This is a genomic window from Pseudomonas sp. 313 (assembly GCF_000316965.1).
Taxonomy (GTDB): Bacteria; Pseudomonadota; Gammaproteobacteria; order Pseudomonadales; family Pseudomonadaceae; genus Chryseomonas; species Chryseomonas benzopyrenica.
The window spans coordinates 13,832-38,370 of record NZ_ANBZ01000091.1 but is presented as its reverse complement, the minus strand read 5'-3'; the positions used below and the strand labels follow the sequence as shown (position 1 = coordinate 38,370).

At 66.2% G+C, this 24,539-nt stretch carries 21 protein-coding genes; 7 read left to right on the top strand and 14 right to left on the bottom strand.

What is annotated here, in order from left to right:
- Positions 1-335 precede the first annotated feature (335 nt).
- The 3 genes from C722_RS0122395 to C722_RS0122385 form a co-directional block, all read right to left on the bottom strand.
- Positions 336-1,400 (bottom strand): PA0069 family radical SAM protein, encoded by a 1,065-nt coding sequence (locus C722_RS0122395; protein ID WP_017642648.1) that lies wholly within the window; start codon positions 1,398-1,400, stop codon positions 336-338.
- A 149-nt stretch (positions 1,401-1,549) separates the two neighbouring features.
- Entirely contained in the window at positions 1,550-2,815 is a 1,266-nt protein-coding gene (locus C722_RS0122390) for an OprD family porin (protein WP_017642647.1), read from the bottom strand.
- A 252-nt stretch (positions 2,816-3,067) separates the two neighbouring features.
- Positions 3,068-4,465, bottom strand: coding sequence for an MFS transporter (locus C722_RS0122385; RefSeq protein ID WP_017642646.1), 1,398 nt, complete (start codon positions 4,463-4,465; stop codon positions 3,068-3,070).
- A 445-nt stretch (positions 4,466-4,910) separates the two neighbouring features.
- Between C722_RS0122385 and quiC the strand changes: the two genes are divergently transcribed.
- Both quiC and C722_RS0122375 read left to right on the top strand, forming a co-directional pair.
- A complete protein-coding gene (gene quiC / locus C722_RS0122380) occupies positions 4,911-6,812 on the top strand; it encodes a 3-dehydroshikimate dehydratase QuiC (protein ID WP_017642645.1) in 1,902 nt (633 codons plus the stop codon).
- Positions 6,813-6,867: 55 nt separating this feature from the next.
- Positions 6,868-7,524, top strand: coding sequence for a TetR/AcrR family transcriptional regulator (locus C722_RS0122375; protein WP_017642644.1), 657 nt, complete (start codon positions 6,868-6,870; stop codon positions 7,522-7,524).
- A gap of 533 nt (positions 7,525-8,057) precedes the next feature.
- Here the strand turns inward: C722_RS0122375 and C722_RS0122370 are convergent.
- The 3 genes from C722_RS0122370 to C722_RS0122360 all read right to left on the bottom strand — a co-directional run bounded on the left by C722_RS0122370 (position 8,058) and on the right by C722_RS0122360 (position 10,525).
- Positions 8,058-8,915 (bottom strand): glucose 1-dehydrogenase, encoded by an 858-nt coding sequence (locus tag C722_RS0122370; protein ID WP_017642643.1) that lies wholly within the window; start codon positions 8,913-8,915, stop codon positions 8,058-8,060.
- Positions 8,916-8,979: 64 nt separating this feature from the next.
- The gene (locus C722_RS0122365) at positions 8,980-9,837 is read right to left on the bottom strand and encodes an SDR family oxidoreductase (RefSeq protein ID WP_017642642.1); all 858 of its coding nucleotides are present in this window, start codon (positions 9,835-9,837) and stop codon (positions 8,980-8,982) included.
- Between the two features lie 100 nt (positions 9,838-9,937).
- Positions 9,938-10,525 carry a TIGR00730 family Rossman fold protein gene (locus C722_RS0122360; RefSeq protein WP_017642641.1) on the bottom strand — a complete coding sequence of 196 codons (588 nt, stop codon included), beginning with the start codon at positions 10,523-10,525 and terminating at the stop codon, positions 9,938-9,940.
- 331 nt (positions 10,526-10,856) lie between these two features.
- Between C722_RS0122360 and azu the strand changes: the two genes are divergently transcribed.
- Positions 10,857-11,306, top strand: coding sequence for an azurin (gene azu, locus C722_RS0122350; RefSeq protein ID WP_017642639.1), 450 nt, complete (start codon positions 10,857-10,859; stop codon positions 11,304-11,306).
- Between the two features lie 338 nt (positions 11,307-11,644).
- On the opposite strand, the gene C722_RS0122345 is transcribed toward azu, so the two are convergent.
- Both C722_RS0122345 and C722_RS0122340 read right to left on the bottom strand, forming a co-directional pair.
- The gene (locus C722_RS0122345) at positions 11,645-12,193 is read right to left on the bottom strand and encodes a glutathione peroxidase (RefSeq protein ID WP_017642638.1); all 549 of its coding nucleotides are present in this window, start codon (positions 12,191-12,193) and stop codon (positions 11,645-11,647) included.
- 81 nt (positions 12,194-12,274) lie between these two features.
- Positions 12,275-12,604: a hypothetical protein gene (locus C722_RS0122340; RefSeq protein ID WP_007163001.1), complete on the bottom strand. Its 330-nt coding sequence runs from the start codon at positions 12,602-12,604 to the stop codon at positions 12,275-12,277.
- 232 nt (positions 12,605-12,836) lie between these two features.
- On the opposite strand from C722_RS0122340, the gene C722_RS0122335 reads away from it, so the two are divergent.
- Positions 12,837-14,243, top strand: coding sequence for an L-cystine transporter (locus C722_RS0122335; RefSeq protein ID WP_017642637.1), 1,407 nt, complete (start codon positions 12,837-12,839; stop codon positions 14,241-14,243).
- Positions 14,244-14,330: 87 nt separating this feature from the next.
- Here the strand turns inward: C722_RS0122335 and ureC are convergent, their stop codons facing one another.
- The 6 genes from ureC to C722_RS0122305 form a co-directional block, all read right to left on the bottom strand.
- A complete protein-coding gene (gene ureC / locus C722_RS0122330) occupies positions 14,331-16,031 on the bottom strand; it encodes an urease subunit alpha (protein ID WP_017642636.1) in 1,701 nt (566 codons plus the stop codon).
- 160 nt (positions 16,032-16,191) lie between these two features.
- A complete protein-coding gene (locus C722_RS0122325) occupies positions 16,192-16,497 on the bottom strand; it encodes an urease subunit beta (RefSeq protein WP_007162998.1) in 306 nt (101 codons plus the stop codon).
- Entirely contained in the window at positions 16,494-17,003 is a 510-nt protein-coding gene (locus C722_RS0122320; RefSeq protein WP_017642635.1) for a GNAT family N-acetyltransferase, read from the bottom strand. Before C722_RS0122320 ends, C722_RS0122325 begins: the two co-directional genes overlap by 4 nt.
- Positions 17,004-17,013: 10 nt before the next feature.
- The gene (ureA, locus tag C722_RS0122315; protein ID WP_007162996.1) at positions 17,014-17,316 is read right to left on the bottom strand and encodes an urease subunit gamma; all 303 of its coding nucleotides are present in this window, start codon (positions 17,314-17,316) and stop codon (positions 17,014-17,016) included.
- Positions 17,317-17,399: 83 nt separating this feature from the next.
- Positions 17,400-18,239, bottom strand: a complete 840-nt coding sequence (locus tag C722_RS0122310; protein WP_017642634.1) for an urease accessory protein UreD — start codon at positions 18,237-18,239, stop codon at positions 17,400-17,402.
- A 944-nt stretch (positions 18,240-19,183) separates the two neighbouring features.
- The gene (locus C722_RS0122305; RefSeq protein WP_017642633.1) at positions 19,184-20,227 is read right to left on the bottom strand and encodes an AraC family transcriptional regulator; all 1,044 of its coding nucleotides are present in this window, start codon (positions 20,225-20,227) and stop codon (positions 19,184-19,186) included.
- Positions 20,228-20,566: 339 nt separating this feature from the next.
- Between C722_RS0122305 and eat the strand changes: the two genes are divergently transcribed.
- The 3 genes from eat to eutC all read left to right on the top strand — a co-directional run bounded on the left by eat (position 20,567) and on the right by eutC (position 24,538).
- Positions 20,567-21,931, top strand: a complete 1,365-nt coding sequence (gene eat / locus C722_RS0122300; RefSeq protein ID WP_017642632.1) for an ethanolamine permease — start codon at positions 20,567-20,569, stop codon at positions 21,929-21,931.
- Between the two features lie 211 nt (positions 21,932-22,142).
- Positions 22,143-23,534, top strand: a complete 1,392-nt coding sequence (locus C722_RS0122295; RefSeq protein WP_017642631.1) for an ethanolamine ammonia-lyase subunit EutB — start codon at positions 22,143-22,145, stop codon at positions 23,532-23,534.
- A gap of 188 nt (positions 23,535-23,722) precedes the next feature.
- Positions 23,723-24,538 (top strand): ethanolamine ammonia-lyase subunit EutC, encoded by an 816-nt coding sequence (gene eutC / locus C722_RS0122290; RefSeq protein WP_017642630.1) that lies wholly within the window; start codon positions 23,723-23,725, stop codon positions 24,536-24,538.
- Position 24,539 lies beyond the last annotated feature (1 nt).

Here is a 24,539-nt window from a genome sequence, read left to right as displayed (position 1 = left end):
AGCCTAGCAGCTGTGTGGGACGGTCTGGGGGGCGTGCCGGCCCGTTGGGCTTCGCTGCGCTCAACCCAACCTACGAAGCGTGCGCTGCTTTTCCCCCTTTCCCCTTGGGAGAGGGTTGGGGTGAGGGTGTCAGGCTGTTGGGCTTCGCTGCGCTCAACCCAACCTACGAGGCGTGCGCTGTTTTTCCCCTCTCCCTTTGGGAGAGGGCCGGGGGAGAAGGTGCCAGGCCGTTGGGCTTCGCTGCGCTCAACCCAACCTACGAGGCGTGCGCCGCTTTTCCCCCTCTCCCTCTGGGAGAGGGCTGGGGTGAGGGAGCGGCCCGTTCGGCGCCTGTCCTAGAACAACCCCAACTGCTCCCCCGGCGGGGCGAACTGGCTGCAATCCAGGCCTTCGCCCTCGCGGCGCTCCAGGCCGAAGCGGCGGCGGGCCAGGCGAAAGCGCTGGGCCAGGAGCTCGGCGAACTGGCCTTCGCCCTTCATGCGGATGCCGAAGCGGCTGTCGTAGTTCTTGCCGCTACGCGACTGCCGGATCAGGCTCATCACATGGGCGGCGCGTTCGGGGAAATGCGTCTGCAACCACTCCTCGAACAGGTCGGCGATCTCCAGTGGCAGTCGCAACAGCGTGTAGCCGGCCGAGCGGGCGCCGTGGTCGCGGGCTGTCTCCAGCAGGGCTTCGAGTTCATGGTCGTTGATCATGGGAATCATCGGCGCCAGCAGGGCGCTCACCGGCACCCCGTGCTCGTGCAGGGTGCGCATGGCGCGCAGCCGGGCCTGGGGCGCCGCGGTGCGGGGTTCGAGGATGCGCTTGAGGTCATCGTCCAGCGTGGTGAGGCTGAAGGCGACGCGGACCAGGTTGCGCTCGGCCAGCTGCACGAAGAGATCCAGGTCGCGCAGGATCAGCGCGCTCTTGGTGATGATCGTCACCGGATGGCGATAGCGCAGCAGGATTTCCAGTGCCTGGCGGGTCAGCTGGTACTGGCGCTCGATGGGCTGGTAGCCGTCGGTGTTGATTCCCAGGGCGATGGGTTGCGGCTGATAGCCCGGCTTGCACAGTTCCGCCTCCAGGCGCTCCGCCAGATTGGTCTTGGCGATCAGCTTCGTCTCGAAGTCGATCCCTGGCGACAGATCCCAATAGGCATGGGAGGGCCGGGCGAAGCAATAGATGCAGCCGTGCTCGCAGCCACGATAGGGATTCACCGAGCGATCGAAGCCCACGTCCGGCGACTGATTGCGGCTGATCACCGTCTTGGCGGTTTCCCGGCGTACCGAGGTGGTGAAGGTCAGCGGGGTGGCTTCGTCATACCAGCCATCGTGCTCAGCTTCGCTGCGGGTCGCGGCGAAGCGATTGTGCGGATTGCTGGCGGTGCCACGACCCCGTGGCGGGCGCTGGGGCTGGGTCATGTGGAGGCCTCGAAAGCTGTATCTTTGTACAGTATAAGGCCTGAGGGATCGGGGCAAGGGTGCAGCGGTCGGGTGGACTGTAGGAGCGGCTATCAACGAGTCCAGTCGGCGCGAGCGGCGGCCACCCGGGCCGCCGCCGAAACTGCGCCCTACAACACCGAGATCGGATAGTTGAGGATGATGCGGTTCTCGTCGAAGGAGCCGCTGGCACTGTAGTCGCGTCTCATGCTGGAGTTGCGCCAGCGGATCAGCAGTTTCTTCAGCGGACCGCTCTGCACCTCGTATTGCACCTCGGACTCGCGACCCCATTCCTTGCCGTCGGTGATGCTGCCGGTGTGCACGTTGTCGCCGCTGATGTAGCGGTTCATCAGGGTCAGGCCCGGCACGCCGAAGGCGGCGAAGTTGTGGTCGTAGCGCACCTGCCAGGAGCGTTCCCGGGCGTTGTCGTAGCTGGAGTTGTAGCTGTCGTTGCCCAGGGTGCCGCCGCTGGTGCCATTGACCCTCATCCAGGCGCTGTCGCCGCTGACGCGCTGCAGGCCGACATAGAAGGTGCCGCCGCCCTGCTTGGCCGAGAGCAGCGCATAGGCGGTGCGGTTGTCCAGGGCACCGGCGCGGGCCGAGCCGTCGTCGTCGCCGATGAAGTAGCCGAGGTTGGCGCCCAGGGTCCAGCTGCCCACTGGCTGGTAGTGGATCAGGTTGATGAACTTCTGGTTGTAGATGTCTTCGAGCTGGGCGTACCAGAGGCCGATCTGGGTACGCTTCTCGTTGAACCGGTATTCGCCGCCGACGTAGTTGAAGCGGTCGGAGGTGGCATTGGCGCGGCCCTGCATGAACATGTCTTCCATGCTGGCGTCGTTGCGCGGACTGTTCTGGCGCATCTGGCCGCCCCAGAGTTCCAGGTTCTGGATCTCGGTGGAGTGGATCTGGGCGCCCTGGAAGGTCTGCGGCAGCGAGCGGCCGTCGTCGGATCTGAGGATCGGCAGCACGGCGAACCACTCGCCGACCTTGATATCGGTCTTGGAGACCTTGGCCTTGGCCGCCACCGCCAGGCGGCCGAAGTCCTTGGCCGGCTCGTTGCCGGCATGGGTCGGTAGCAGCTGGGTGCCGTAGGTGCCGGCGCCGCCGTCGAGCTTGACCGAATAGAGCCCCAGGGCATCGATGCCGAAGCCCACCGGGCCCTGGGTGTAGCCCGAGGTCAGGCCGAAGATGAAGCTCTGGGTCCATTCCTCGGCCTTGTTCTGCGCGGTGTAGGCCGGATCGACGAAGTTGCGATTGAAGTAGAAGTTGCGCAGGTTGAGATTGGCCTTGGTGCCTTCGATGAAGCCGTCTGCGGCCCACAGCGGTGTGGTGCTGGCCAGGGCGGCGAAGGCGGCGCAGGCACGGGCGAGCCGGCCGGAAGCGAGTCGAGTGCTCATGGTGTTCCTTGTTCTTGTCGGTAAGGGGTGCCCTGCCGGCACGGGGGCGGCATCTGACGAGGGCAGGTAGGGCGGTGGCGCGAGGTACGGCTAGGAGGGTGCAGGCGACATGAGGGATTCCTTTCTTATTTGAATTATCGGAAAGCTAGGGCCGACGCATTCGGCTGAATAGTTATATGACAACGTATGTCTTACGGCAAGGCTACCAAGGTAGCAGGGCGGAGCCCTCGCCAGGCGAGGGCTCGCGAGGGGTCAGACGCTGGCCTTGAGGCTGTCCTGACGGGCCGTGTCATAGGCGTGCTTGTCCATCTGCACGGCGCCCGGCTTGCCCAAGTCGCTCATGGGCACCCGGTAGGTTTCCGGCGACAGGTAGGCCGCCAGGGCCGACAGGCAGGTCACGCCGAAGGCCAGGCCACCGACCACCAGCCAGATGTTGTCGGTGCCGGGCGGGGCGACCAGGGTGAACAGCGCCGGCAGCATGGCGGTGAACATGGTGCCGATGTTCTGGGCGATGGCCATGGCCGAGACGCGATAGCGGGTCTGGAACTGCTCCGGGTAGAAGCTGGGGAACACCGCGTTGTAGCCCTGGTAGACCACGCCCCACATCAGCAGCGACATGAGGAAAGCCAGCGGCAGGTTGTGGATGCTGATGGCATAGAGGTAACCGAAGGCCAACAGACCCGACCCCAGGGCACCGCCGATCATGGTCGGCCGCCGCCCGATGCGGTCGGAGAGGTTGCCGACGAAGGGGATCACCAGCACCGCGACGATGTTGCCCACCACCGGTATCCACAGATAGACGCTCTTGTCGAAGCCGATGCCGTAGGCCGGCTGCACCGCATAGGCGGCGCCGAAGATGGTGGCCACCACCGGGATGACGTTCATTAGCGCCATCAGGGCCACCAGGATCATGGCCTTCCAGCTGGTGGTCAGGGCTTCGCCGATGGGCGAGCGTCTGGCCACGGCGGCGGTCTCGGCCTTGGCTTCTTCCTTGACGAAGGCGGGCGTCTCATGGACTTCCCGGCGGATGATGAAACCGGCCAGCAGGACGAAGGCGCTGAGCAGGAAGGGGATGCGCCAGCCCCAGCTGTTGAAGGCATCGGCGGGCATGAAGTAGGCCAGCGGCAGGAAGATCGCCGCGGCCAGTACCTGACCGGCCTGGACGCCCTGCAGGGTAAAGCTCGCATAGTAGCCGCGCCGCCCGAAGGGCGCGTGTTCGAGCACCATGGAACTGGCCCCGGAGATCTCGCCGGCCACGGCGAAGCCCTGGATCAGGCGCAGCACCACCAGCAGGATGGGGGCGAGGATGCCGATCTGGTGGTAGGTGGGCAGCAGGCCAACGGCCATGGTGGCGATGCCCATGAGGAACATGCACAGCAGCAGGACGTTCTTGCGGCCGCGGGTATCGCCCCAGTGACCGAGCACGAAGGCGCCGACCGGCCGCGCCAGATAGCCCACGCCATAGGTGGCGAGGGAGGCGACGATGGCCATCTTGGGATCGCTGGAGGGGAAGAATATCTGCGGAAAGATCAGCGCCGCCGCCTGGGCGTAGATGAAGAAATCGTAGTATTCCAATGCCGAGCCGATCCAGCCGCTGGCAGTGGCTTTCTTGGCTTGGGAGCCGGGGGTGGGGGAGGCGGTATTGGCCATGGTTGTCTCCGGAATTTTATTGTCAGGCCAGGAGGGTTTCAGCGCCGCGCACGAACTCGCTCGGGCAGCGGGAGCCGAAGATGGAAAGGACGGGAAGACCTAGCCTGGCCGTCGCCGACCGAGCGCGGTGGGGCTGCAGACGAGACGGGGGGCGCAGGATAACGTGGATAGCAGGGGCATGGACGCACACTCTTGTTTGTCTTGTTATGGTCGACGCGGCGGAAGCGACGAGCGCTGGGCTCTGCGATCCATAGTGCGAGGCGCCGCTGGGGCGGGTCAATTCGCCAGATGACCAAATGTTCGATCAGCGAACAGAAACTAACTGGTTCGTACATAATCCATTGTTGGGCCGTGCGGTGCCACGAATAATCGGTGCCAGACCCTAACGAATACCGGTCACTCCGCCAGTAGCATGCGTGGTGGCCGTCAACCCAGGAGCACCGGCATGCAGCGTTCCATCGCGACCGTATCCATCAGTGGCACCCTGACCGAGAAACTCGAGGCCATCGCCGCGGCGGGCTTCGACGGTGTGGAGATCTTCGAGAACGACCTGCTGTATTCCGGCGCCAGTCCGCGGGAGATCCGCCAGCGCGCCCAGGACCTGGGACTGGCCATCACCCTGTTCCAACCGTTCCGCGACTTCGAAGGTAATCGCCGCGAGCGCCTGCAGCGCAATCTCGACCGCGCCGAGCGCAAGTTCGACCTCATGCAGGAACTGGGTACCGACCTCATCCTGGTGTGCAGCAACACCGCCGCCGACAGCCTCGGCGACGAACGCCTGATCGCCGACGACCTGCAACTGCTGGCCGAACGCGCTGCCCCGCGCGGCCTGCGCATCGGCTACGAAGCCCTCGCCTGGGGACGCCACGTCAACACCTGGCAGCAGGTCTGGCGCCTGGTGAAGGCGGTCGACCATCCCAATCTCGGCGTGCTGCTCGACAGCTTCCACACCCTGTCCATCGGCGGTGATCCGGCGGGCATCGCCCAGATCCCCGGGGACAAGATCTTTTTCGTGCAGATGGCCGATGCGCCGCTGCTGCAGATGGACGTGCTGGAGTGGAGTCGGCATTTCCGCTGCTTCCCGGGGCAGGGCGAATTCGACCTGGCCGGTTTTCTCGCGCCCATCCTGCAGACCGGCTACCAGGGGCCGCTGTCGCTGGAGATCTTCAACGACGGCTTTCGCGCCGCCCAGACCCGCGCCACCGCCGCCGATGGCCTGAGGTCCCTGCTCTATCTGGAAGAGCAGACCGCCGCGCGGCTGCAGCGCGACGAGACCTCGGTGGCGGCGCCGCTGTTCGCTCCACCCGAGGCGCCGCGCCTGGAAGGCACCGAATTCCTCGAATTCGCCGTGGACGACGGCCATGGTGCCGAACTGGCGCGCTGGCTGGGCAAGCTGGGCTTCGCCCAGGCCGGGCGGCACCGTTCGAAGAACGTCACCCTGCTGCGCCAGGGCGAGATCAACCTGGTGCTCAACGCCGAACCCTATTCCTTCGGCCACAACTTCTTCGAGGCCCACGGCCCCTCGCTGTGCGCCATGGCCCTGCGCGTGCCGGACAGCCAGGCCGCCCTGGAGCGCGCCCAGCAGTACCGGGCGCAGCCCTATCGCGGCCTGGTCGGCCCCAACGAGCGGGAGATCCCGGCGGTGCGGGCACCGGACGGCAGCCTGATCTATCTCGCCGATCGCGGCGTGGACGGTCGCAGTCTCTACGACACCGACTTCGATGTCAGCGCCGGCGCCAGCGGAGGGCTCGGTCTGACCCATGTCGACCACGTGGCCATCGCCCTGCCGGCCGATGCGCTGGACAGCTGGGTGCTGTTCTACAAGAGCCTGTTCGACTTCAGCGCCGACGACGAGGTGGTGGTGCCGGACCCCTATGGCCTGGTCAAGAGTCGTGCGCTGAAGAATCGCGAGAGCAGCGTGCGCCTGGCGCTGAACATCTCGGAGAATCGCAACACCGCCATCGCCCGGGCACTGTCCAGCTATCGCGGCTCGGGGGTGCACCACATCGCCTTCGCCTGCCAGGACATCTTCCAGGCGGTGGAGCAGGCCAAGGCCGCCGGGGTGCCCCTGCTGGAGATCCCAATGAACTACTACGACGACCTGGGGGCGCGCTTCGATTTCGACGACGACTTCCTCAGTCGCCTGGCCTACTACAACGTGCTCTACGACCGTGACGCCCAGGGTGGCGAGCTGTTCCACGTCTATACCGAGTCCTTCGCCGACCGATTCTTCTTCGAAATCCTCCAGCGCAAGGATTACAGTGGCTACGGCGCCGCCAACAGCCCGGTCCGCCTGGCGGCCATGCTGCAGGCCCGCCAGGGTCGCCCGGCGCCCCTGGAATTCTGAGCCAGGCGGGTACCTGTGGGTACCCGCATCTCTCCCCAGCCAAGAGTCAGACCCGATGCAGGACACCCCGGCGCTCGCGCCCGCGCTCCGTACGCCGCGCAAGAACAATCCCGAAAAGACCCGCCAGGCCATCCTCGCCGCCGCCGTGGCCGAGTTCGCCGATCTGGGCCTGAGCGGTGCGCGGGTGGACGCCATCGCCGAGCGCACCCATACCTCCAAGCGGATGATCTACTACTACTTCGGCAGCAAGGAGCAGCTCTACCTGACGGTGCTGGAAAAGCTCTACAGCGACGTGCGCGGCAACGAGGCCGAACTGCCGCTGGACCGGCTGCCGCCGCTGGAGGCGATCCGCACCCTGGCGGAGTTCCTCTTCGAGCACCACCGCAGTCACGACGACTTCATCCGCGTGGTGAGCATCGAGAACATCCACCGCGGTCGCCACCTGGCGCAGTCGGAGACCATCTCCAGCCTCAACTCCTCGGCCCTAGAAGCCCTGCGCCGCATCCTGGTCCGCGGCGAAGCCAGCGGTGACATCCGCAGCGGTCTTGATGCCGTGGATGTGCACCTGCTGATGTGTTCGTTCTGCTTCTACCGCGTCTCCAACCGCCACACCTTCGGCCGCATCCACGACATCGACATGGAAGCACCGGCGGTGTTGCGGCGGCACAAGACCATGATCGGCGATGCGATGGTGCGCTACCTGCAGCCGTAGGGCATCTGCGCGACCCTCACCCAGAGGGCGCCCGACAATCTTCTATCGGAGAGAGCAAGCCTCGTAGGCTGGGTTGAGACGGCTTCATCGTCGAAGCCCAACGCTGCTGGATATCTGGCGTTGGGCTTCGCCGCGCTCAACCCAACCTACGGGGCGCGGAATCCAGCCGCCCCCTCTCCCCTCGGGAGAGGGCTGGGGTGAGGGCAAACCCAGGCACCTTAACCTCGTAGGTTGGGTTGAGACGGCTTCATCGTCGAAGCCCAACATTGCCGGATATCCCGCGTTGGGCTTCGCCGCGCTCAACCCAACCTACGGAGCTACCCTTCTCCCTCTGGGAGAGGGCTGGGGTGAGGGCAAACCCAGGCACCCCAGCCTCGTAGGTTGGGTTGAGACGGCTCCATCGTCGAAGCCCAACGCTGCTGGATATCCTGCGTTGGGCTTCGCTGCGCTCAACCCAACCTACTACCTGCCAACCTCCTCTCCCTCGGAGAGAGGACTGGGGTGAGGGCAAACCCCGGCCCCCCAGCAAACCCTTAGAGCACCGGCATCCCGCCCGTCACCGGCAGCATGGCGCCAGAGATGTAGCTGCCTTCGTCCGACGCCAGCAGCACATAGGCCGGCGCCAGCTCCACCGGCTGGCCGGGACGCCCCAGGGGCGTGCTGCTACCGAATTGCTCCGGTTCGTCCGGCTTCATGGTGCTGACGATCAGCGGCGTCCAGATTGGGCCCGGGGCCACACTGTTGGCACGGATGCCTTTCTCGCCGAGCAGCTGCGCCAGACCCGCGGTGAAGTTGGCGATGGCGCCCTTGGTGGCCGAATAGGCCAGCAGGGTCGGCGGGGCGATGTCGGCATTGATCGAGGCGGTGTTGATGATGGAGCCGCCGCGCGGCATGTGCTTCACCACCGCCTGGGTGATGCGGAACATCCCATGGATGTTCACGTTGAAGGTATGCACCCATTCCTCGTCGGGAATCTCGTCGAGGCTGTCGCGCACCTGCTGGAAGGCGGCATTGTTGACCAGCACGTCGATGCGGCCAAAGGCCTCCACGGTTTTCTGCACCACGTCCAGGCAGGTCTGGCGCTCGGCCAGATCGCCCGGCAGCAGCACGGCCTGGCGCCCGGCTTCGGTGACCAGGCGAGCGGTCTCCTGGGCATCCTCGTGCTCGTCCAGGTAGGCGATGGCGACATCGGCGCCTTCCCGGGCGAAGGCGATGGCCACGGCGCGGCCGATACCACTGTCGGCCCCGGTGATCAGGGTCTTCTTGCCTGCCAGGCGACCCGAGCCGCGGTAGCTCGCGGCGCCGCTGTCGGGCTGCGGATCCATGCGCGCTTCGGAGCCGGGAAAGGTCTGGGGTTGGGGTTTGAGGGGTGGTTTGGGATGTTCGCTCACGAGAGGACTCCGAATGCAGACGAGAAGGGCGACCCCGGCGCGTGCCGGGGTGCGCAGGGGGCATTTAGAGGATCGGCTTGCCGCCGGTGACGGCGATGCGCGCGCCCGAGGTGTAGCTGGATTCGTCGGACGCCAGCATCACGTAAACCGGCGCCAGCTCCACCGGCTGGCCGGGGCGGCCCAGCGGGGTGTTGCCACCGAATTCCTTGACCTGCTCCGGTGGCATGGTGGCGGGGATCAGCGGGGTCCAGATGGGACCGGGAGCCACGCTGTTGGCGCGGATGCCCTTCTCGCCGAGCAGCTGCGCCAGGCCCGCGGTGAAGTTGGCGATGGCGCCCTTGGTGGTGGCATAGGCCAGCAGCGTCGGCCGCGGCATGTCCGAGTTCACCGAGGTGGTGTTGATGATGGAGCCACCCTGGCCCATGTGCTTTAGCGCGGCCTGGGTGATGCGAAACATGGCGGTGATGTTCACATCGAAGGTGTAGACCCACTCGTCGTCGGGAATCTCTTCGAGGGTCTCGTGGGTCATCTGGAAGGCGGCGTTGTTGACCAGCACATCGATGCGGCCAAAGGCGGCCACGGTCTGGTCCACCACCGCCAGGCACTGCTCGCGCTTGGACAGGCAGCCCGGCAGCAACAGGGCTTCGCGGCCGGCTTCGCGCACCAGGCGGGCGGTGTCCTCGGCGTCTTCGTGTTCGTTCAGGTAGCTGATGGCGACATCGGCGCCCTCGCGGGCGAAGGCGATGGCCACGGCGCGGCCGATGCCACTGTCGCCACCGGTGATCAGCGCCTTCTTGCCGGTCAGGCGGCCGGAGCCCTTGTAGCTCTGTTCACCGCAATCCGGGACCGGATTCATGCGCGATTGCAGGCCGGGAACCTTTTGTTGCTGTTCCGGCATGGGGGCTTTGGGAAAATCGGTCATGGGAGAATCCTCGTCGCTCTTGAAACGTTTGCGGGCCTGTCAGTACCGACAGGCCACAAGCGGCGAGGGTTCGAGACCCGAGACGGGCGGTGTAGCCAGATCAGCGCGGAGCCGATTCCGCCCAGCGCGGCGGCACCGTGGGTTGCCAGGCGGCGAGAGCGTCCAGCAGCGCGGTCGGCGAGTCTTCCACCTGCAGCATGGCGCGATGCGGCGCGGCGACGAAGCCCTGGGCCACCAGGTGATCGAGGAAGCCCTCCAGCTGGGCATAGAAGCCGTCGACCTCCAGCAGGCCCATGGGCTTGGCATGGTAGCCGAGCTGCCCCCAGGTCCAGACCTCGAAAAGCTCTTCCAGGGTGCCCAGGCCGCCGGGGAGGGCGATGAAGGCATCGGCCAGCTCCGCCATGCGCGCCTTGCGCGCATGCATGCCGTCGACCACTTCCAGACGCGTGCAGCCGGTATGGCCCAGCTCGGCGGTCTTGAGACTCTGGGGAATGATACCGATCACCTCGCCACCGGCGGCCAGGGCAGCATCCGCGACCACACCCATCAGGCCGACCTTGCCACCGCCGTAGACCAGGGTGAGGCCACGCTCGGCGAGGGTACGACCCAGGCGCGCGGCCGCTTCCGCGAAGACGGGCGAGGCGCCGGGCTTGGCGCCACAGAAGACACAGACGGTTTTCAGCGACATGGAGACTCCTAGGCAGGCAAAACGCCTAGCCTAGCTGCCCGCCACGCGCGATCAAAGCACCGTCATCGCGCGAGAGAAGCCTCTTCCGGCGCATTGCCGCTGGCGGCCTGGGCATAGCTGGCGAACAACTCGTGCAGCAGGGCGGTAAGGGTCATGGCGGGCGTCCTTGGCTGGCGGATAATGAGGGAGATAGTACCTAGAGGTAAGGCCCGACGACCCGGCAAAGGTTTCGATGGAGGCGATAGAGCGGAGCGGCTCCCTTGCCATGATCGCTGGAACCCGCCACCCTCGCATCGGTCTGACTGGCGACTTTCACGCATCCGGAGGGTTCATGAAATCCACGCTTTTTGCCGCCGCTTTGTTCGTCCTGGGAAGTACCGGCGCCTGGGCCGCCGACAGCTGTACCACCCAGATCGAAGCCGGCGACCAGATGACCTACAGCCGCGCCTCGATCCAGGTCCCGGCCTCGTGCAAGACCTTTACCGTCGAGCTGATCCACAACGGCAGCCTGCCCAAGAACGTCATGGGCCACAACTGGGTCCTGACCCGCGCCACCGACGCCTCGGCCGTCGACGCCGCGGGCATGAGCGCTGGGGAGGCCAAGGGCTATCTGCCCGAGGGCGACGAACGCGTCATTGCCCACACCCGCATGCTGGGCGGTGGCGAGAAGGACGCGGTGACCTTCGATACCGGCGTTCTGGAAGCGGGCAAGGAGTACACCTTCTTCTGTTCCTTCCCCGGGCATTTCGGGTCCATGCGCGGGGTGTTGCAGCGGGGGTAAGAGAGGGCGGGCTGACTGTCGCAGTCCGACTTCTTGAGCAGAAGATTCATGTAGGTTGGGTTGAGCGTTAGCGAAGCCCAACAATACATAGCCATTGCCAGGGCTTGTTGGTGCACTAGCTGATTATCGAGTGCTCTGATGGCTTTTGTTTCGCCCACCCGGGCGAGTTACTTTTGTCTGGGGCGCGCTGCCGCGACTGGCAAAAGTGACTCGCTCGAGAGAGCGAAACAAGAAGTGCCAGCAAAACTCGATAATCAGCTAGGGCACCAAGATTGAAGGTTGACCCTAACACCGTTGGGCTTCGCTAACGCTCAACCCAACCTACTGGCACCCCGACCTCAACCCTTGGCCAATTCCTTCTCGATGGCCTCCACCAATCGCGGATCATCCGCCGTCACGTCGGGCGCGAAACGACCCACCACCTCCCCATTGCGCCCGATCAGGAATTTCTCGAAGTTCCACAGCACCTCGGGCTTGGGATTGGGCGTGCCACCCCGACTCAGCATGCGCTCGCGGAAGGGGCCGTCGCCGGTGGCCTCGGGCTGCGCCTGGGTCAGTTCGGCATAGAGCGGATGCTGGTCTTCACCCACCACGCTGAGCTTGGCGAACAGCGGAAACTGCACGCCGTAGGTGAGGGTGCAGAATTCCTTGATCTCGGCGTCGCTGCCGGGCTCCTGCTGCTTGAAGTTGTTGGCGGGAAAGCCGAGTACTTCCAGACCGCGCTCGCGCTGGGTCTCGTAAAGGCGTTCCAGGCCTTCGTACTGGCTGGTGAGGCCGCACTTAGAGGCGACGTTCACCACCAGCAGCACCTTGCCCAGGTAGCGTTCCAGGGTCAGGGTTTCGCCGTCGATGGATTGCAGCGGGAGTTTCATCAGGGTCGCGGTCATGGTCGGCTTCCTCGGGGAGAAGCGACCAGCCTAGCGCAAAAACGCCGCCTCGATGGGCGGCGCCTGTCGGTCGAGTGGGGCTCAGCGCTTGAGCTTGACCACGTCGCCGGAAACGGTGGTGGTGTAGCCGTTCAGGACATAGGCCCAGAACCAGTTTTCCTGCACCTGGGCATTGATCAGGGCATCGCCGCCGCGGGACTTGATGGCGGCCTGCTGGGCACGCACGAAGCGGTCGTTCTGCTGGACCGGGATGAAGCCCAGGATCATGAGACCGGTGGCCTTGCCCTCGCCATGACCGACGACGGTGTACTGCGACGGATCCAGGTTCTGCGTCTTCATTGCGGTGCCGGTGCAGCCGGCGACGGCGGCGGCGAGGGCGAAGGAAGCGGCGAGCTTGGCGAAACGTTGCATGGAGTCACTCCTTTTTGAGTTGGCAGCGTCGGGCATCGTTTCCCGACGGGGCGCACTCTAGCAGTGCCAGGCCCGGCGGAAATACCGTTCGCCCCGGCGATAGAACCGCTCCTCCCAAGGTCCCAGGGTTATCAGGTGATAGCGCCTCGATCTAAGCCGAGTCGGCCCGAGCTGCTACCATCGCCGCCTTTTCGTCCGGCGGCCGCGTCGGGCGCCGTATCGGAGACCTCGTGTGAATCTGCCTCTCGTCCTCAACCTCGTCGCCTTCGCCGTGCTGCTCGGCCTGCTGGCGCGTACCCGCAACACCGGCTGGAGCCTGGCCGTGCGCGTCTTCATCGGTCTCGCCCTGGGCGTGGCCTTCGGCCTGGTACTGCAACTCGTCTACGGGCATGACGCCCCGGTGCTCAAGACCTCCATCGGCTGGTTCAACCTGGTCGGCAACGGCTATGTGCAGCTGCTGCAGATGAGCATCATGCCGCTGGTGTTCGCCTCCATCCTGGCCGCCGTGGCGCGGCTGCGCGAAGCCTCCTCCATGGGGCGCATCAGCCTGCTGACCCTGGGCACCCTGCTGTTCACCACCGCCATCGCCGCCCTGGTCGGGGTGCTGGTCACCTGGCTGTTCGGCCTGAGCGCCGAAGGCCTGGTGCAGGGCGCCCAGGAGACCGCGCGCCTGACCGCGCTGCAGAACAGCTATGTCGGCAAGGTGGCGGACCTGTCGGTGCCGCAGCTGCTGCTGTCCTTCATTCCGAAGAATCCCTTCGCCGATCTGTCCGGCGCCAATCCCACCTCCATCATCAGCGTGGTGATCTTCGCCGCCTTCCTCGGCGTCGCCGCCCTGCGCCTGCAACGCGACGATCCGGTGCGCGGCGAGAAGGTGCTGGCCGGCATCGACGTGCTCCAGGCCTGGGTGATGAAGCTGGTGCGCCTGCTGCTGCAACTCACTCCCTATGGCGTGCTGGCGCTGATGACCAAGATGGTCGCCACCGCCAGTCCCCAGGACGTGCTCAAGCTGGGCACCTTCCTGATCGCCTCCTACCTGGGCCTGGGTATCCTCTTTGGCGTCCATGCGCTGCTGCTGACCCTGAGCGGCCTGTCGCCGGCGCGCTTCTTTCCCAAGGTCTGGCCGGTGCTGAGTTTCGCCTTCACCAGCCGCTCGAGCGCGGCGACCATCCCGCTCAACATCGAAGCCCAGACCGAACGCCTCGGCGTGCCGCCGGCCATCGCCAGCTTCGCCGCCTCCTTTGGCGCCACCATCGGCCAGAACGGCTGCGCCGGTCTCTATCCGGCCATGCTGGCGATGATGGTCGCCCCGACCCTGGGGATCAATCCCTTCGATCCACTGTGGATCGCCACCCTGGTCGGCATCGTCACCCTGAGTTCAGCGGGCGTGGCCGGCGTGGGCGGCGGTGCCACCTTCGCCGCCCTGATCGTGCTGCCGGCCCTCGGCCTGCCGGTCACCCTGGTGGCGCTGCTGGTGTCCATCGAGCCGCTGATCGACATGGGCCGCACCGCCCTCAACGTCAACGGCTCCATGACCGCCGGCACCCTGACCGCGCGCTGGATGGGCCAGCTGGACAAGGCCGCCTACGACCGCGACGACCGCGCCGAAGCGCCAGCGGCGCCGATCAGTCGCGGCTGAGGCCAAGCCGTCTGCCATTGGGCTGCCTTGGCGCAGCCCAGTGGCTTCTGTGCCTAGTCAGAACAGGCCCCTTTAGAACAGGCCCTTTTAGAACAGAAAGTAGCGCTGCGCCATCGGCAGCACTTCGGCCGGTTCGCACCAGAGCAGCTGGCCGTCAGCCTTGACCTGGTAGTTCTGCGGATCGACCTCAATGGTGGGCAGATAGTCGTTGTGGATGAGGTCGCTCTTCTGCGCGGTGCGGCAGCCCTTGACCACACCGATGCGCTTCTTCAGCCCCAGTTGCTCCGGCACCCCGGCCTCGAAGGCGGCCTGGCTGATGAAGGTCAGGCTGGTGTCGTGGAGCATACCGGCGTAGCTGCCGAACATGGGGCGGTAGTGCACCGGTTGCGGGGTGGGGATGGAGGCGTTGGCGTCGCCCATCAGACTGGCCGCGATGGCGCCGCCCTTGAGGATCAGGGTCGGCTTGACGCCGAAGAAGGCGGGGCGCCAGAGCACCAGGTCGGCGAACTTGCCCACCTCGATGGAACCCACCTCGTGGCTGATGCCATGGGTGATCGCTGGGTTGATGGTGTACTTGGCGATGTAGCGCTTGACCCGGAAGTTGTCGTTGCCGGCGCCATCCTCGGGCAGCGGGCCGCGCTGCTTCTTCATCTTGTCGGCGGTCTGCCAGGTGCGGGTGATGACCTCGCCGACGCGGCCCATGGCCTGGCTGTCGGAGCTGATCATGGCGAAGGCGCCGAGGTCGTGGAGGATGTCCTCGGCGGCGATGGTCTCGCGGCGGATGCGACTCTCGGCGAAGGCCACGTCCTCGGCGATGCTCGGGTCCAGATGGTGGCAGACCATGAGCATGTCCAGGTGCTCGTCGATGGTGTTCTTGGTGAAGGGCCGCGTCGGATTGGTGGAGCTGGGTAGCACGTTGGGGAAGCCGCAGGCCTTGATGATGTCCGGCGCGTGGCCGCCCCCGGCACCCTCGGTGTGGTAGGTGTGGATGGTGCGACCCTTGAAGGCGCCCAGGGTGGTCTCGACGAAACCGGATTCGTTGAGGGTGTCGGTGTGGATGGCCACCTGGATGTCGAAACGATCGGCCACCGCCAGGCAATTGTCGATGGCGGCCGGGGTGGTGCCCCAGTCCTCGTGGAGTTTCAAGCCGATGGCGCCGGCGCGCACCTGCTCTTCCAGTGGCCCAGGCAGGCTGGCGTTGCCCTTGCCGGTGAAGCCGATGTTCATCGGGAAGGCGTCGGCGGCCTTGAGCATCTGGGCCATATGCCAGGGACCGGGGGTCACGGTGGTGGCATAGGTGCCGGTGGCCGGCCCGGTGCCGCCGCCGATCATGGTGGTGGTGCCACTCATGAGCGCCTCTTCGATCTGCTGCGGGCAGATGAAGTGGATGTGGGAGTCGATGCCGCCCGCGGTGAGGATCATGCCTTCGCCGGCGATGACCTCGGTGGCGGCGCCGATGGGTACGCTGACGCCGGGCTGGATGTCCGGATTGCCGGCCTTGCCGATGGCCTGGATGCGCCCATTCTTGAGGCCGACATCGGCCTTGACGATGCCCCAGTGGTCGACGATCAGGGCGTTGGTGATGACGGTATCGACCACCTCGGCCGCCAGCAGCTGGCTCTGACCCATGCCGTCGCGGATGACCTTGCCGCCCCCGAATTTCACTTCTTCGCCGTAGACGGTGTGGTCCTCTTCGACCTCGATCCAGAGATCGGTATCGGCCAGGCGCACCCGGTCGCCGGTGGTGGGGCCGAACATGTCGGCATAGGCTTGGCGGGAGATTTTCATAGGCGTAGATCCCGAATAAAGGTGGTCCGGTTGGCCCTCACCCCGACCCTCTCCCGCAGGGAGAGGAGAAGAGCGGGAGCTCGGTGTCTGTTCTTGAGCCCCTCTCCCCCTGGGAGAGGGTTGGGTGAGGGCGCGTAAAAGGCGAAGAGCCCGAGCGGCCCTACAACTTGCCCATCACCCGTCCGGCGAAGCCGTAGACGGTGCGCAACCCCGCCAGCTCGACCAGTTCCACCTCTCGACTCTGGCCCGGCTCGAAGCGCACGGCGGTGCCGGCGGCGATGTTCAGGCGCATGCCGCGGGCCAGGGCGCGGTCGAACACCAGGGCGTCGTTGGTCTCGTGGAAATGGTAGTGGGAGCCCACCTGGATCGGCCGATCGCCGCTGTTGGCGACGGTCAGGCTGAGGGTGCGGCGGCCGGCGTTGAGCTCGATGTCGCCGTCCTGGATCTGGTATTCGCCGGGGATCATGGGCGCTGCTCCAGCATCAGTTGCATGAAGGTGAGGTCCAGCCAGCGACCGAACTTGGTGCCGACCTGGGGCATCTGCCCGGTGGTGATGAAGCCCAGGCGCTCGTGGAGGCGGATGGAGGCCTGGTTGCCACTCTCGATGGCGGCCACCATGACGTGCTTGTCGCAGGCACGGGCGCGTTCGATGAGCGCTGTCATCAAGCGCGGCCCGATGCCCTGGCCGCGCTGGTCGGGGTGGATGTAGACCGAGTGCTCGATGGTGTGGCGAAAGCCCTCGAAGGGCCGCCAGTCGCCAAAGGAGGCATAGCCCACCACCGCGCCGTCGGCATTCTCGGCGACCAGGATGGGGTAGCCCTGGGTGGCGCGCAGGTCGAACCAGGCCTGGCGGTTGGTCAGGTCCACCGGGGTCTCGTTCCAGATCGCCGTGGTGTTGCTGACGGCGTCGTTGTAGATGTGCAGCACGGCCGGCAGGTCGGCAGGCGTGGCGTCGCGGACGATCAGACTCATGGCGGTCTCCCTAGGCGATCGGCTGGTGGACGGTGACCAGCTTGGTCCCGTCGGGGAAGGTGGCTTCCACCTGGATCTCCGGGATCATCTCCGGAACGCCTTCCATCACCTGGTCGCGGGTCAGCAGGGTGGTGCCGTAGTGCATCAGCTCGGCCACGGTGCGACCGTCACGGGCGCCTTCGAGCAGGGCGGCGGAGATCAGCGCCATGGCTTCCGGGTAGTTGAGCTTCACCCCACGCGCCAGGCGGCGTTCGGCCACCAGGCCGGCGGTGAAGATGAGCAGCTTGTCTTTTTCGCGGGGCGTCAGGTCCATGGGTGTTCCGGTTGGCAGATGCGGTCAAGGAAAGTCGGTCGATCATCGCGGCCATGGGCCGCGCCTACAAGAGTGTCGCGGCCTCAGGTGCTCCAGATCCGTGGCGGCATGGCGGCGCGGCCCAGCAGGGCCGGGCGCAGCAGGCGCCAGAGGTCGATCAGCCAGGCGCGGGCCTGCAGGGATTCGGTGGCCAGGCAGCGGGCGACCACCAGGCCGGGCAGCTGGGTCAGGTCGCCGCGAACCGGCAGGGCGAGGTCGCGGCAGCGCGCCAGGGTGTCGGCGTCCAGGGTGCCGGTGATCAACAAGGTAGCGAACACCGGCTGACCGGCCAGGCCGATGGGCGAGTCCAGCAACCGATCCGCGCCGACCAGGCGTTGGCGCTCATGCCACAGCGGAGTGCCGTCGCGGCGGATGTCCAGGTGCGCCTGGAACAGCCCCTCGGTGAAGCGCTCGGCACTGGCTGGGCGGCCCAGGGCGACGATGTCCCAGTAGCAGAGGCGGGCGTCGCCTGCCAGCTCGATACGGGTGGCGAGATGGGCCTGGGCGCCGGAGAAGACGATGGTCTCCTGGGGTAGCCATTCCAGGGTAGCGCCGGCGGCGGCGCGCAGCTCGATCTGCTGATGCGCTGCGCTGTCGGCGCGATACCACTTGGCCGCCCCGGGGCTGGTGAGCTGGGCCCAGGCGTTCTCGCCGACGCTGGCGTCGATGTCCAGCCGATCGCCCCCAGCGATGCCGCCCGGTGGATGGACGATGATGTGCTGGCAGACCTCGGGACCTTCGGCGTGCAGATGTTTCTGCACCCGCAAGGGGCCGACGTGGCGGCGGGTGGTCGGCCGGGTCCAGTCGCCCTGGCGGGCATAGGCCAGCTCCAGGCGCGCCAGCCAGGCGGGGGTGAAGAGGGCAGGAGGCAGAGCAGAGGTCATCGGGGGTGGTCGTTGTTCTGGTTGGGCCGTTTGGGGAGGCCCTTGCAAGAATCTGACCGGGTGGGTGGTATTTGTGAAGCGGGGGCGCTATGGAGGGCGTCGGGATAGGTGCTCGGGCTATTTGCTGAGTTTTGTATGTAGTTCCTGTTTCGCCTGGCCGGCGACTTACTTTTCTTTGCTTGCGGATCGCCGCCCGGTGCAAAGAAAAGTAAGCAAAAGAAAGCACACCCCACGTTTCGGCCCTCCGCTGCGCTCCGGGTGATTCGCTCCGCTCACCCTTCGGGCCAGCCTGCGGCTGTTACTCCACTTCGCTACGTCTCCCTCGCTCCGGCGCCGCTCCGGGGGCACGGCACGAAGGGGCTTCCTGCCCCTCGCACCTTGCTCGGCGTCCTGCCTCGCATCCCCCTCCGCAACACCTACACTCGGCCTCACTGACAGGGACGGGGCGCAAGCCTGATGTCCGGATGTTCACAGGTTTGTAGCGTGGAAAACCGCGCAGCGTTTTCCACTGGAAGGTACCGACACTATCAGTGGACAAGGCGACGCTGTCCACGCTACGGGCTACGGGTTTTATGGTTCTTCAACCAACACTTTCAGGCTGGCGAATCGCCCCGTTCAGGAGGGCAAGCGCCAGTGTCGTGGAGTGGGTCGAGCCGCATGGATGCGGCGAGAGGTCCAGTGGGCCATGGACGGCCCATCTGGACCGACCCCGGAACGGCGCTGGCGTGAGCGGACCCGGAGCGCAGCGAAGGGCCGGATGTCCGGGGCAAGCGTTTTTGGTTACTTTTGCCGCGATTGGCAAAAGTGACTCGCCCGGGTGGGCGAAACAAAAAGTCTCAGCAGACTTCAGTAATCGGCTGGGTACCGATGAGCACAGGTGCTTTGGGCTTCGCTCCGCTCAGCACCAATCTACGTCAGCCGGTCTTCGGCGCGCCGACCCTTCCCTACGAAATCCCCCGCCACTGCCGCGGACTCACCTGAAACCACCGCCGAAACGCCCGCGAAAAGGCGCTCGTCTCCGAGTAGCCCAGCAGCGGCGCCAGGTCGGTGACCGGCAGCCGCTGCCGCAGGTAGTGCTGGGCCAGGTCGCGGCGGACGCCTTCGACCAGCGCCGAGAAGCTCGCGCCCTGGTCGCGCAGGCGGCGCTGCAGCTGGCTGGTGGACAGGTCCAGGCGCTGGGCGATGGACTCCAGGCTGGGTTCGCCCAGGGGTAGGGCCAGGCGTACCGAGGCGCGGACCTCTTCGAGCAGTTCCAGCTGCGGCAGGCGCTGGCCGAGTTGGCGGATGGCGTCCTGTACCACCAGCAGGAGCAGCGGATCGTGGTCGGGCATGGCGCGGTCGCGCAGGTCGACCTTGGGCACCAGCATGGCGTTGCACGGCTGGCCGAAACTGACCGGGGCGTCGAACAGCCGGCGATGCTCGTGCCAGCCCTCGGGCCGGGGGTGTTCGAACTGCACCGCCCGCGGCGCCCAGGTCGGGCCGAGCACATGGCGCAAGAGGTTGAGCAGCATGCCCAGGGTCAGCTCGGCGTCCTGGCGGCGGGCGACGATGGCGCCGTGGCGTACCTGGTAGTCGAAGCGCCAGCAATCGCCGGCGTCCACCAGCTGGATCAGGGTGCTGTGCTGGTGGAAGGGAAAGGCGGCGGCGAAGTTCTGCAGGGCCGCCTCGGCGGTGGGCGAGCAGAGTCCCACGTAACCCAGCAGACCGAGCATCTGCGGCTTGAACTGCTGCCCGTAGTGCAGCCCGAAATTGTCGCAGCCGGACTGGGCGGCGGCTTCTTCCAGGACCCGGCAGTAGTTGCCCAGCCCCAGGCTCAGGGTGGGATGCTGCAACTGTTCCGGATCGATGCCGGCGGTGCCGAAGATGCGATCGACATCGCCGCCGTGGCTGGTGATGACGGTGTCCAGCCCGCTGGCGGCAGCGGAGAGCACGCCGAGGTTGCGCGATATTGAGGTCAGGGCGGCGAAGCCAGAGGCGGCCAGGGGCATGGAGTGGGTCCAGGGAGGGGATCGGCATGAATGAAGCAAAGGCTGTGCCCCAGGGTGGCAGTCGATCCAGAGCAGGGACCATAACGTCGAGGGCTTCACGCTATTCGGCCCCTTGATGTGCCCCATCGCAGGGCGAGGGATCGGACATCGCACCAGGGTGGTGCGGCCTTGGGTAGCAGCCTGGGAAGAGGAGTAACGCCGACTTGACCCAAGGTCACAGCGGCCGTGCCGAGCGGTCAAGTCGGCACGGCCCCGGCCTGTTTAAGCTCGAAAAAGCCGGGCATCGCGGGATCGCGGTCGCCCATTCGGATCACGTCGCTACAAGGGGAGTGGCCTGTCATGACCAACGAGAAACTCAATCCGACCCTCGGCACCCTGCACCTCTGGGGTATCGCCGTGGGTCTGGTGATCTCCGGGGAGTACTTCGGCTGGAGCTATGGCTGGGGCGTCGCCGGGACCCTGGGCTTTCTGGTTACCGCGCTGGTGGTGGCGGTGATGTACACCTGCTTCATCTTCAGCTTTACCGAGCTGACCACCGCCATTCCCCATGCCGGCGGCCCCTTCGCCTACAGCCGCCGCGCCTTCGGCCCCCGGGGCGGTACCATCGCCGGGATCGCCACCCTGATCGAATTCGTCTTCGCCCCGCCGGCCATCGCCATGGCCATCGGCGCCTACCTCAATGTGCAGTTTCCCGCCCTCGATCCCAAGCTGTGCGCGGTGGCGGCCTATTTCATCTTCATGACGCTGAACATCCTCGGGGTGAGCATCGCCGCCACCTTCGAATTGGTGGTAACGGTGCTGGCGGTGATCGAGTTGCTGATCTTCATGGGGGTGGTGGCGCCGGATTTCAGTCTGGCCAACTTCACCCGCGGTGGCTGGGCCGGGCAGGACCAGTTCTCGCTGGCGGCGGTGGGTGGCATGTTCGCCGCCATCCCCTTCGCCATCTGGTTCTTTCTCGCCATCGAGGGCGCGGCCATGGCCGCCGAGGAAGCCAAGGACCCCAAGCGCACCATTCCCAAGGCCTACATCGCCGGCATCCTCACCCTGGTGACCCTGGCCATCGGCGTGATGATCTTCGCTGGCGGCGTGGGCGACTGGCGGGCGCTGTCCAACATCAACGATCCGCTGCCCCAGGCCATGAAGGGGGTGGTGGGCGAGGGCTCCGTGTGGCTGCACCTGCTGGTGGGCATCGGCCTGTTCGGGCTGGTGGCCAGCTTCCACGGCATCATCCTCGGCTATTCCCGGCAATTCTTCGCCCTGGCCCGCGCCGGCTTTTTGCCCCACGGCCTGGCCAAGCTGTCGCGCTTCCAGACGCCGCACCGGGCGGTGCTCGCGGGTGGCGTGGTGGGCATCGCCGCCATCTTCAGCGACGGCGTGATCAGCCTGCAGGGCCTGACCCTGACCGCCGCCATGATCACCATGAGCGTGTTCGGCGCCATCGTCATGTACATCATGAGCATGCTCAGCCTGTTCAAGCTGCGCCGCAGCGAGCCGAACCTGGAGCGCACCTTCCGCGCACCCGGCTATCCGGTGGTGCCGGCCATCGCCCTGGTGCTGGCGGTGGTCTGCCTCATCGCCATGGTCTGGTACAACCCGGTGATCGCCAGCGTCTTCGTGGTGCTGATGGTGATAGGCGCGCTGGTCTGCGGTCTCAGCCGTAGACAGGGCGACATTGCACCCGATGCTGCCTTTGGCGAAGCCTGAGAGCCTATTCAAAGTCTGCTGCGCGTCGGCCAAACGGCGTTGAAAAGGCCCTGGAGGGCCAGCCCCGTCGGAATGCTCATTTACCATTCGTAAACTCGAGCGCGAGTCCGATCCGCTTCCTCAGGCCTTTTCGTGGGGCTGCCTAGGCCTTGTTTGTCTCTAGCTCGCGAGCCTTTGAACAGGCTCTGCGCAGCGCAACCCGGGAGGTAGCATGAGCGGTTTCCAGCATAGCGTGGGCGGCCAGACCTGGCGTTTCGCCGATCTCAAGGAACTGCTGGCCAAGGCCACCCCGGCGCGTTCCGGGGATGTCCTGGCCGGAGTCGCCGCCGGCAGCGACGTGGAGCGGGTGGCAGCGCAGATGGCGCTGGCCGAAGTGCCACTCAAGCACTTTCTCAGCGAGGCGGTGATCCCCTACGAGGCCGACGAGGTCACCCGGCTGATCCTGGATACGCACGATGCCGAGGCCTTTGCCCCGGTCGCCCACCTCACCGTGGGCGGCTTCCGCGACTGGCTGCTGGGTGCGGCGGCCGACGAGACCAATCTCGCCGCCCTGGCCCCGGGGCTGACCCCGGAGATGGTCGCCGCGGTGTCCAAGATCATGCGCATCCAGGACCTGATCCTGGTGGCGCAGAAGGTTCGGGTGGTGACCCGCTTTCGCAATACCATCGGCCTGCGTGGACGACTGTCGACCCGGCTGCAGCCCAATCATCCCACCGACGATCCGGCCGGCATCGCCGCCAGCGTTCTCGACGGCCTGCTCTATGGCAACGGCGATGCGGTGATCGGCATCAACCCGGCCACCGACAGCACGGGCGGCATCTGCGAGCTGCTGAAGATGCTCGATGCCGTGATCCAGCGCTACGAGATCCCGACCCAGGCCTGCGTCCTGACCCACGTCACCACCAGCATCGCCGCCATCGAGCGCGGTGCGCCGGTGGACCTGGTGTTCCAGTCCATCGCCGGCACCCAGGGCGCCAACGAAAGCTTCGGCATCAGCCTGGCGCTGCTGCAGGAGGGCTATGAAGCCGGACTGTCGCAGCGACGCGGCACCCTGGGCGACAACCTCATGTATTTCGAAACGGGGCAGGGCAGTGCGCTGTCGGCCGGCGCCCACCATGGCGTCGATCAGCAGACCTGCGAGGTGCGTGCCTACGCCGTGGCCCGTCAATTCAAGCCGCTGCTGGTGAACACCGTGGTCGGCTTCATCGGCCCCGAGTACCTCTACAACGGCAAGCAGATCATCCGCGCGGGTCTCGAAGACCATTTCTGCGGCAAGCTGCTCGGCGTGCCCATGGGCTGCGACATCTGCTACACCAACCATGCCGAGGCCGACCAGGACGACATGGACATGCTGCTGACCCTACTGGGCGCGGCGGGTATCAACTTCATCATGGGCATCCCGGGCTCGGACGACGTGATGCTCAACTACCAGACCACCTCCTTCCACGACGCCCTCTATGCCCGCCAGGTGCTGGGCCTGCAACCGGCACCGGAATTCGCCGCCTGGCTCGACCGCCTGGGCATCCTGCGCCTGGAAGACGGCCGCTTCCGCCTCGGCGACGGCCTGCCCGCGCCGTTCCAGCGCGCGTTGGCGCAGATGTGAAGGGTTTTTCGTAGGTTGGGCTGAGCGCAGCGAAGCCCAACCTTGCCAGGCCCGACTCGTACCTGTTGGGCTTCGACGGTGGAACTGTCTCAACCCAACCTACGAAAGGGCCGAGTGCCAGCCCCAATCCTTGCTTGTCGGGCTTCGACGATGAAGCCGTCTCAACCCAACCTACCGAGGAGGTTGCCATGAAGGACTCCGACACCGCCCGCCCCGATCCCTGGGCCGAATTGCGTCGCCTGACCCCGGCGCGCATCGCCCTGGGCCGCGCCGGCACCAGCCTGCCCACTGCCGCCCAGCTGGACTTCCAGGCCGCCCATGCCCAGGCCCGCGATGCCGTGCACCTGGCCTTCGATCACCAGGCGCTGCGTGAAGGCCTGACCGCCCAGGGCCGCGAGACCCTGGTGCTCAAGAGCGCCGCGCCGGATCGACACACCTATCTGCAGCGCCCCGACCTGGGACGCAAGCTGTCGGAGGAATCCGCCCGCGAACTCCAGGCCTATGCCGCCGAGCATCCGGATGGCTTCGACGTCGCCGTGGTCATCGCCGACGGCCTCTCGGCCCTGGCAGTGCATCGCCATGCCCTGCCGTTCCTGGAGCGGCTGGCCGACCAGGCCAAGGCCGACGGTTGGCGCTGGGCGCCGGTCACCCTGGTGGAGCAGGGGCGGGTGGCGGTGGGTGACGAGATCGGCGGCCTGCTCAAGGCGCGGCTGCTGGTGATGCTGATCGGCGAACGCCCGGGCCTGAGTTCGCCCGACAGCCTCGGCCTCTACTTTACCTATGGCCCACGCCCTGGCCTCAACGACGCCTATCGCAACTGCATCTCCAACGTGCGCCTGGAAGGCCTCGCCTATGGCCTGGCCGCGCACAAGCTGCTCTACCTGATGCGCGAGGCGGATCGGCGCAAACTGTCCGGCGTGCAACTCAAGGACGAAGCCGAGGTGCCGCTGCTGGAGGGTGGGGAAGAAAACGCCCGAGTGGGAAATTTCCTGACGGCGCTCTAGC

Bases quoted from the DNA above. Each gene is read 5' to 3' on its own strand.
- C722_RS0122395 (WP_017642648.1), bottom strand. From the start codon at position 1,400: ATGACCCAGCCCCAGCGCCCGCCACGGGGTCGTGGCACCGCCAGCAAT.
- C722_RS0122390 (WP_017642647.1), bottom strand. From the start codon at position 2,815: ATGAGCACTCGACTCGCTTCCGGCCGGCTCGCCCGTGCCTGCGCCGCC.
- C722_RS0122385 (WP_017642646.1), bottom strand. From the start codon at position 4,465: ATGGCCAATACCGCCTCCCCCACCCCCGGCTCCCAAGCCAAGAAAGCC.
- quiC (WP_017642645.1), top strand. From the start codon at position 4,911: ATGCAGCGTTCCATCGCGACCGTATCCATCAGTGGCACCCTGACCGAG.
- C722_RS0122375 (WP_017642644.1), top strand. From the start codon at position 6,868: ATGCAGGACACCCCGGCGCTCGCGCCCGCGCTCCGTACGCCGCGCAAG.
- C722_RS0122365 (WP_017642642.1), bottom strand. From the start codon at position 9,837: ATGACCGATTTTCCCAAAGCCCCCATGCCGGAACAGCAACAAAAGGTT.
- C722_RS0122360 (WP_017642641.1), bottom strand. From the start codon at position 10,525: ATGTCGCTGAAAACCGTCTGTGTCTTCTGTGGCGCCAAGCCCGGCGCC.
- azu (WP_017642639.1), top strand. From the start codon at position 10,857: ATGAAATCCACGCTTTTTGCCGCCGCTTTGTTCGTCCTGGGAAGTACC.
- C722_RS0122345 (WP_017642638.1), bottom strand. From the start codon at position 12,193: ATGACCGCGACCCTGATGAAACTCCCGCTGCAATCCATCGACGGCGAA.
- C722_RS0122340 (WP_007163001.1), bottom strand. From the start codon at position 12,604: ATGCAACGTTTCGCCAAGCTCGCCGCTTCCTTCGCCCTCGCCGCCGCC.
- ureC (WP_017642636.1), bottom strand. From the start codon at position 16,031: ATGAAAATCTCCCGCCAAGCCTATGCCGACATGTTCGGCCCCACCACC.
- C722_RS0122325 (WP_007162998.1), bottom strand. From the start codon at position 16,497: ATGATCCCCGGCGAATACCAGATCCAGGACGGCGACATCGAGCTCAAC.
- C722_RS0122320 (WP_017642635.1), bottom strand. From the start codon at position 17,003: ATGAGTCTGATCGTCCGCGACGCCACGCCTGCCGACCTGCCGGCCGTG.
- ureA (WP_007162996.1), bottom strand. From the start codon at position 17,316: ATGGACCTGACGCCCCGCGAAAAAGACAAGCTGCTCATCTTCACCGCC.
- C722_RS0122310 (WP_017642634.1), bottom strand. From the start codon at position 18,239: ATGACCTCTGCTCTGCCTCCTGCCCTCTTCACCCCCGCCTGGCTGGCG.
- C722_RS0122305 (WP_017642633.1), bottom strand. From the start codon at position 20,227: ATGCCCCTGGCCGCCTCTGGCTTCGCCGCCCTGACCTCAATATCGCGC.
- eat (WP_017642632.1), top strand. From the start codon at position 20,567: ATGACCAACGAGAAACTCAATCCGACCCTCGGCACCCTGCACCTCTGG.
- C722_RS0122295 (WP_017642631.1), top strand. From the start codon at position 22,143: ATGAGCGGTTTCCAGCATAGCGTGGGCGGCCAGACCTGGCGTTTCGCC.
- eutC (WP_017642630.1), top strand. From the start codon at position 23,723: ATGAAGGACTCCGACACCGCCCGCCCCGATCCCTGGGCCGAATTGCGT.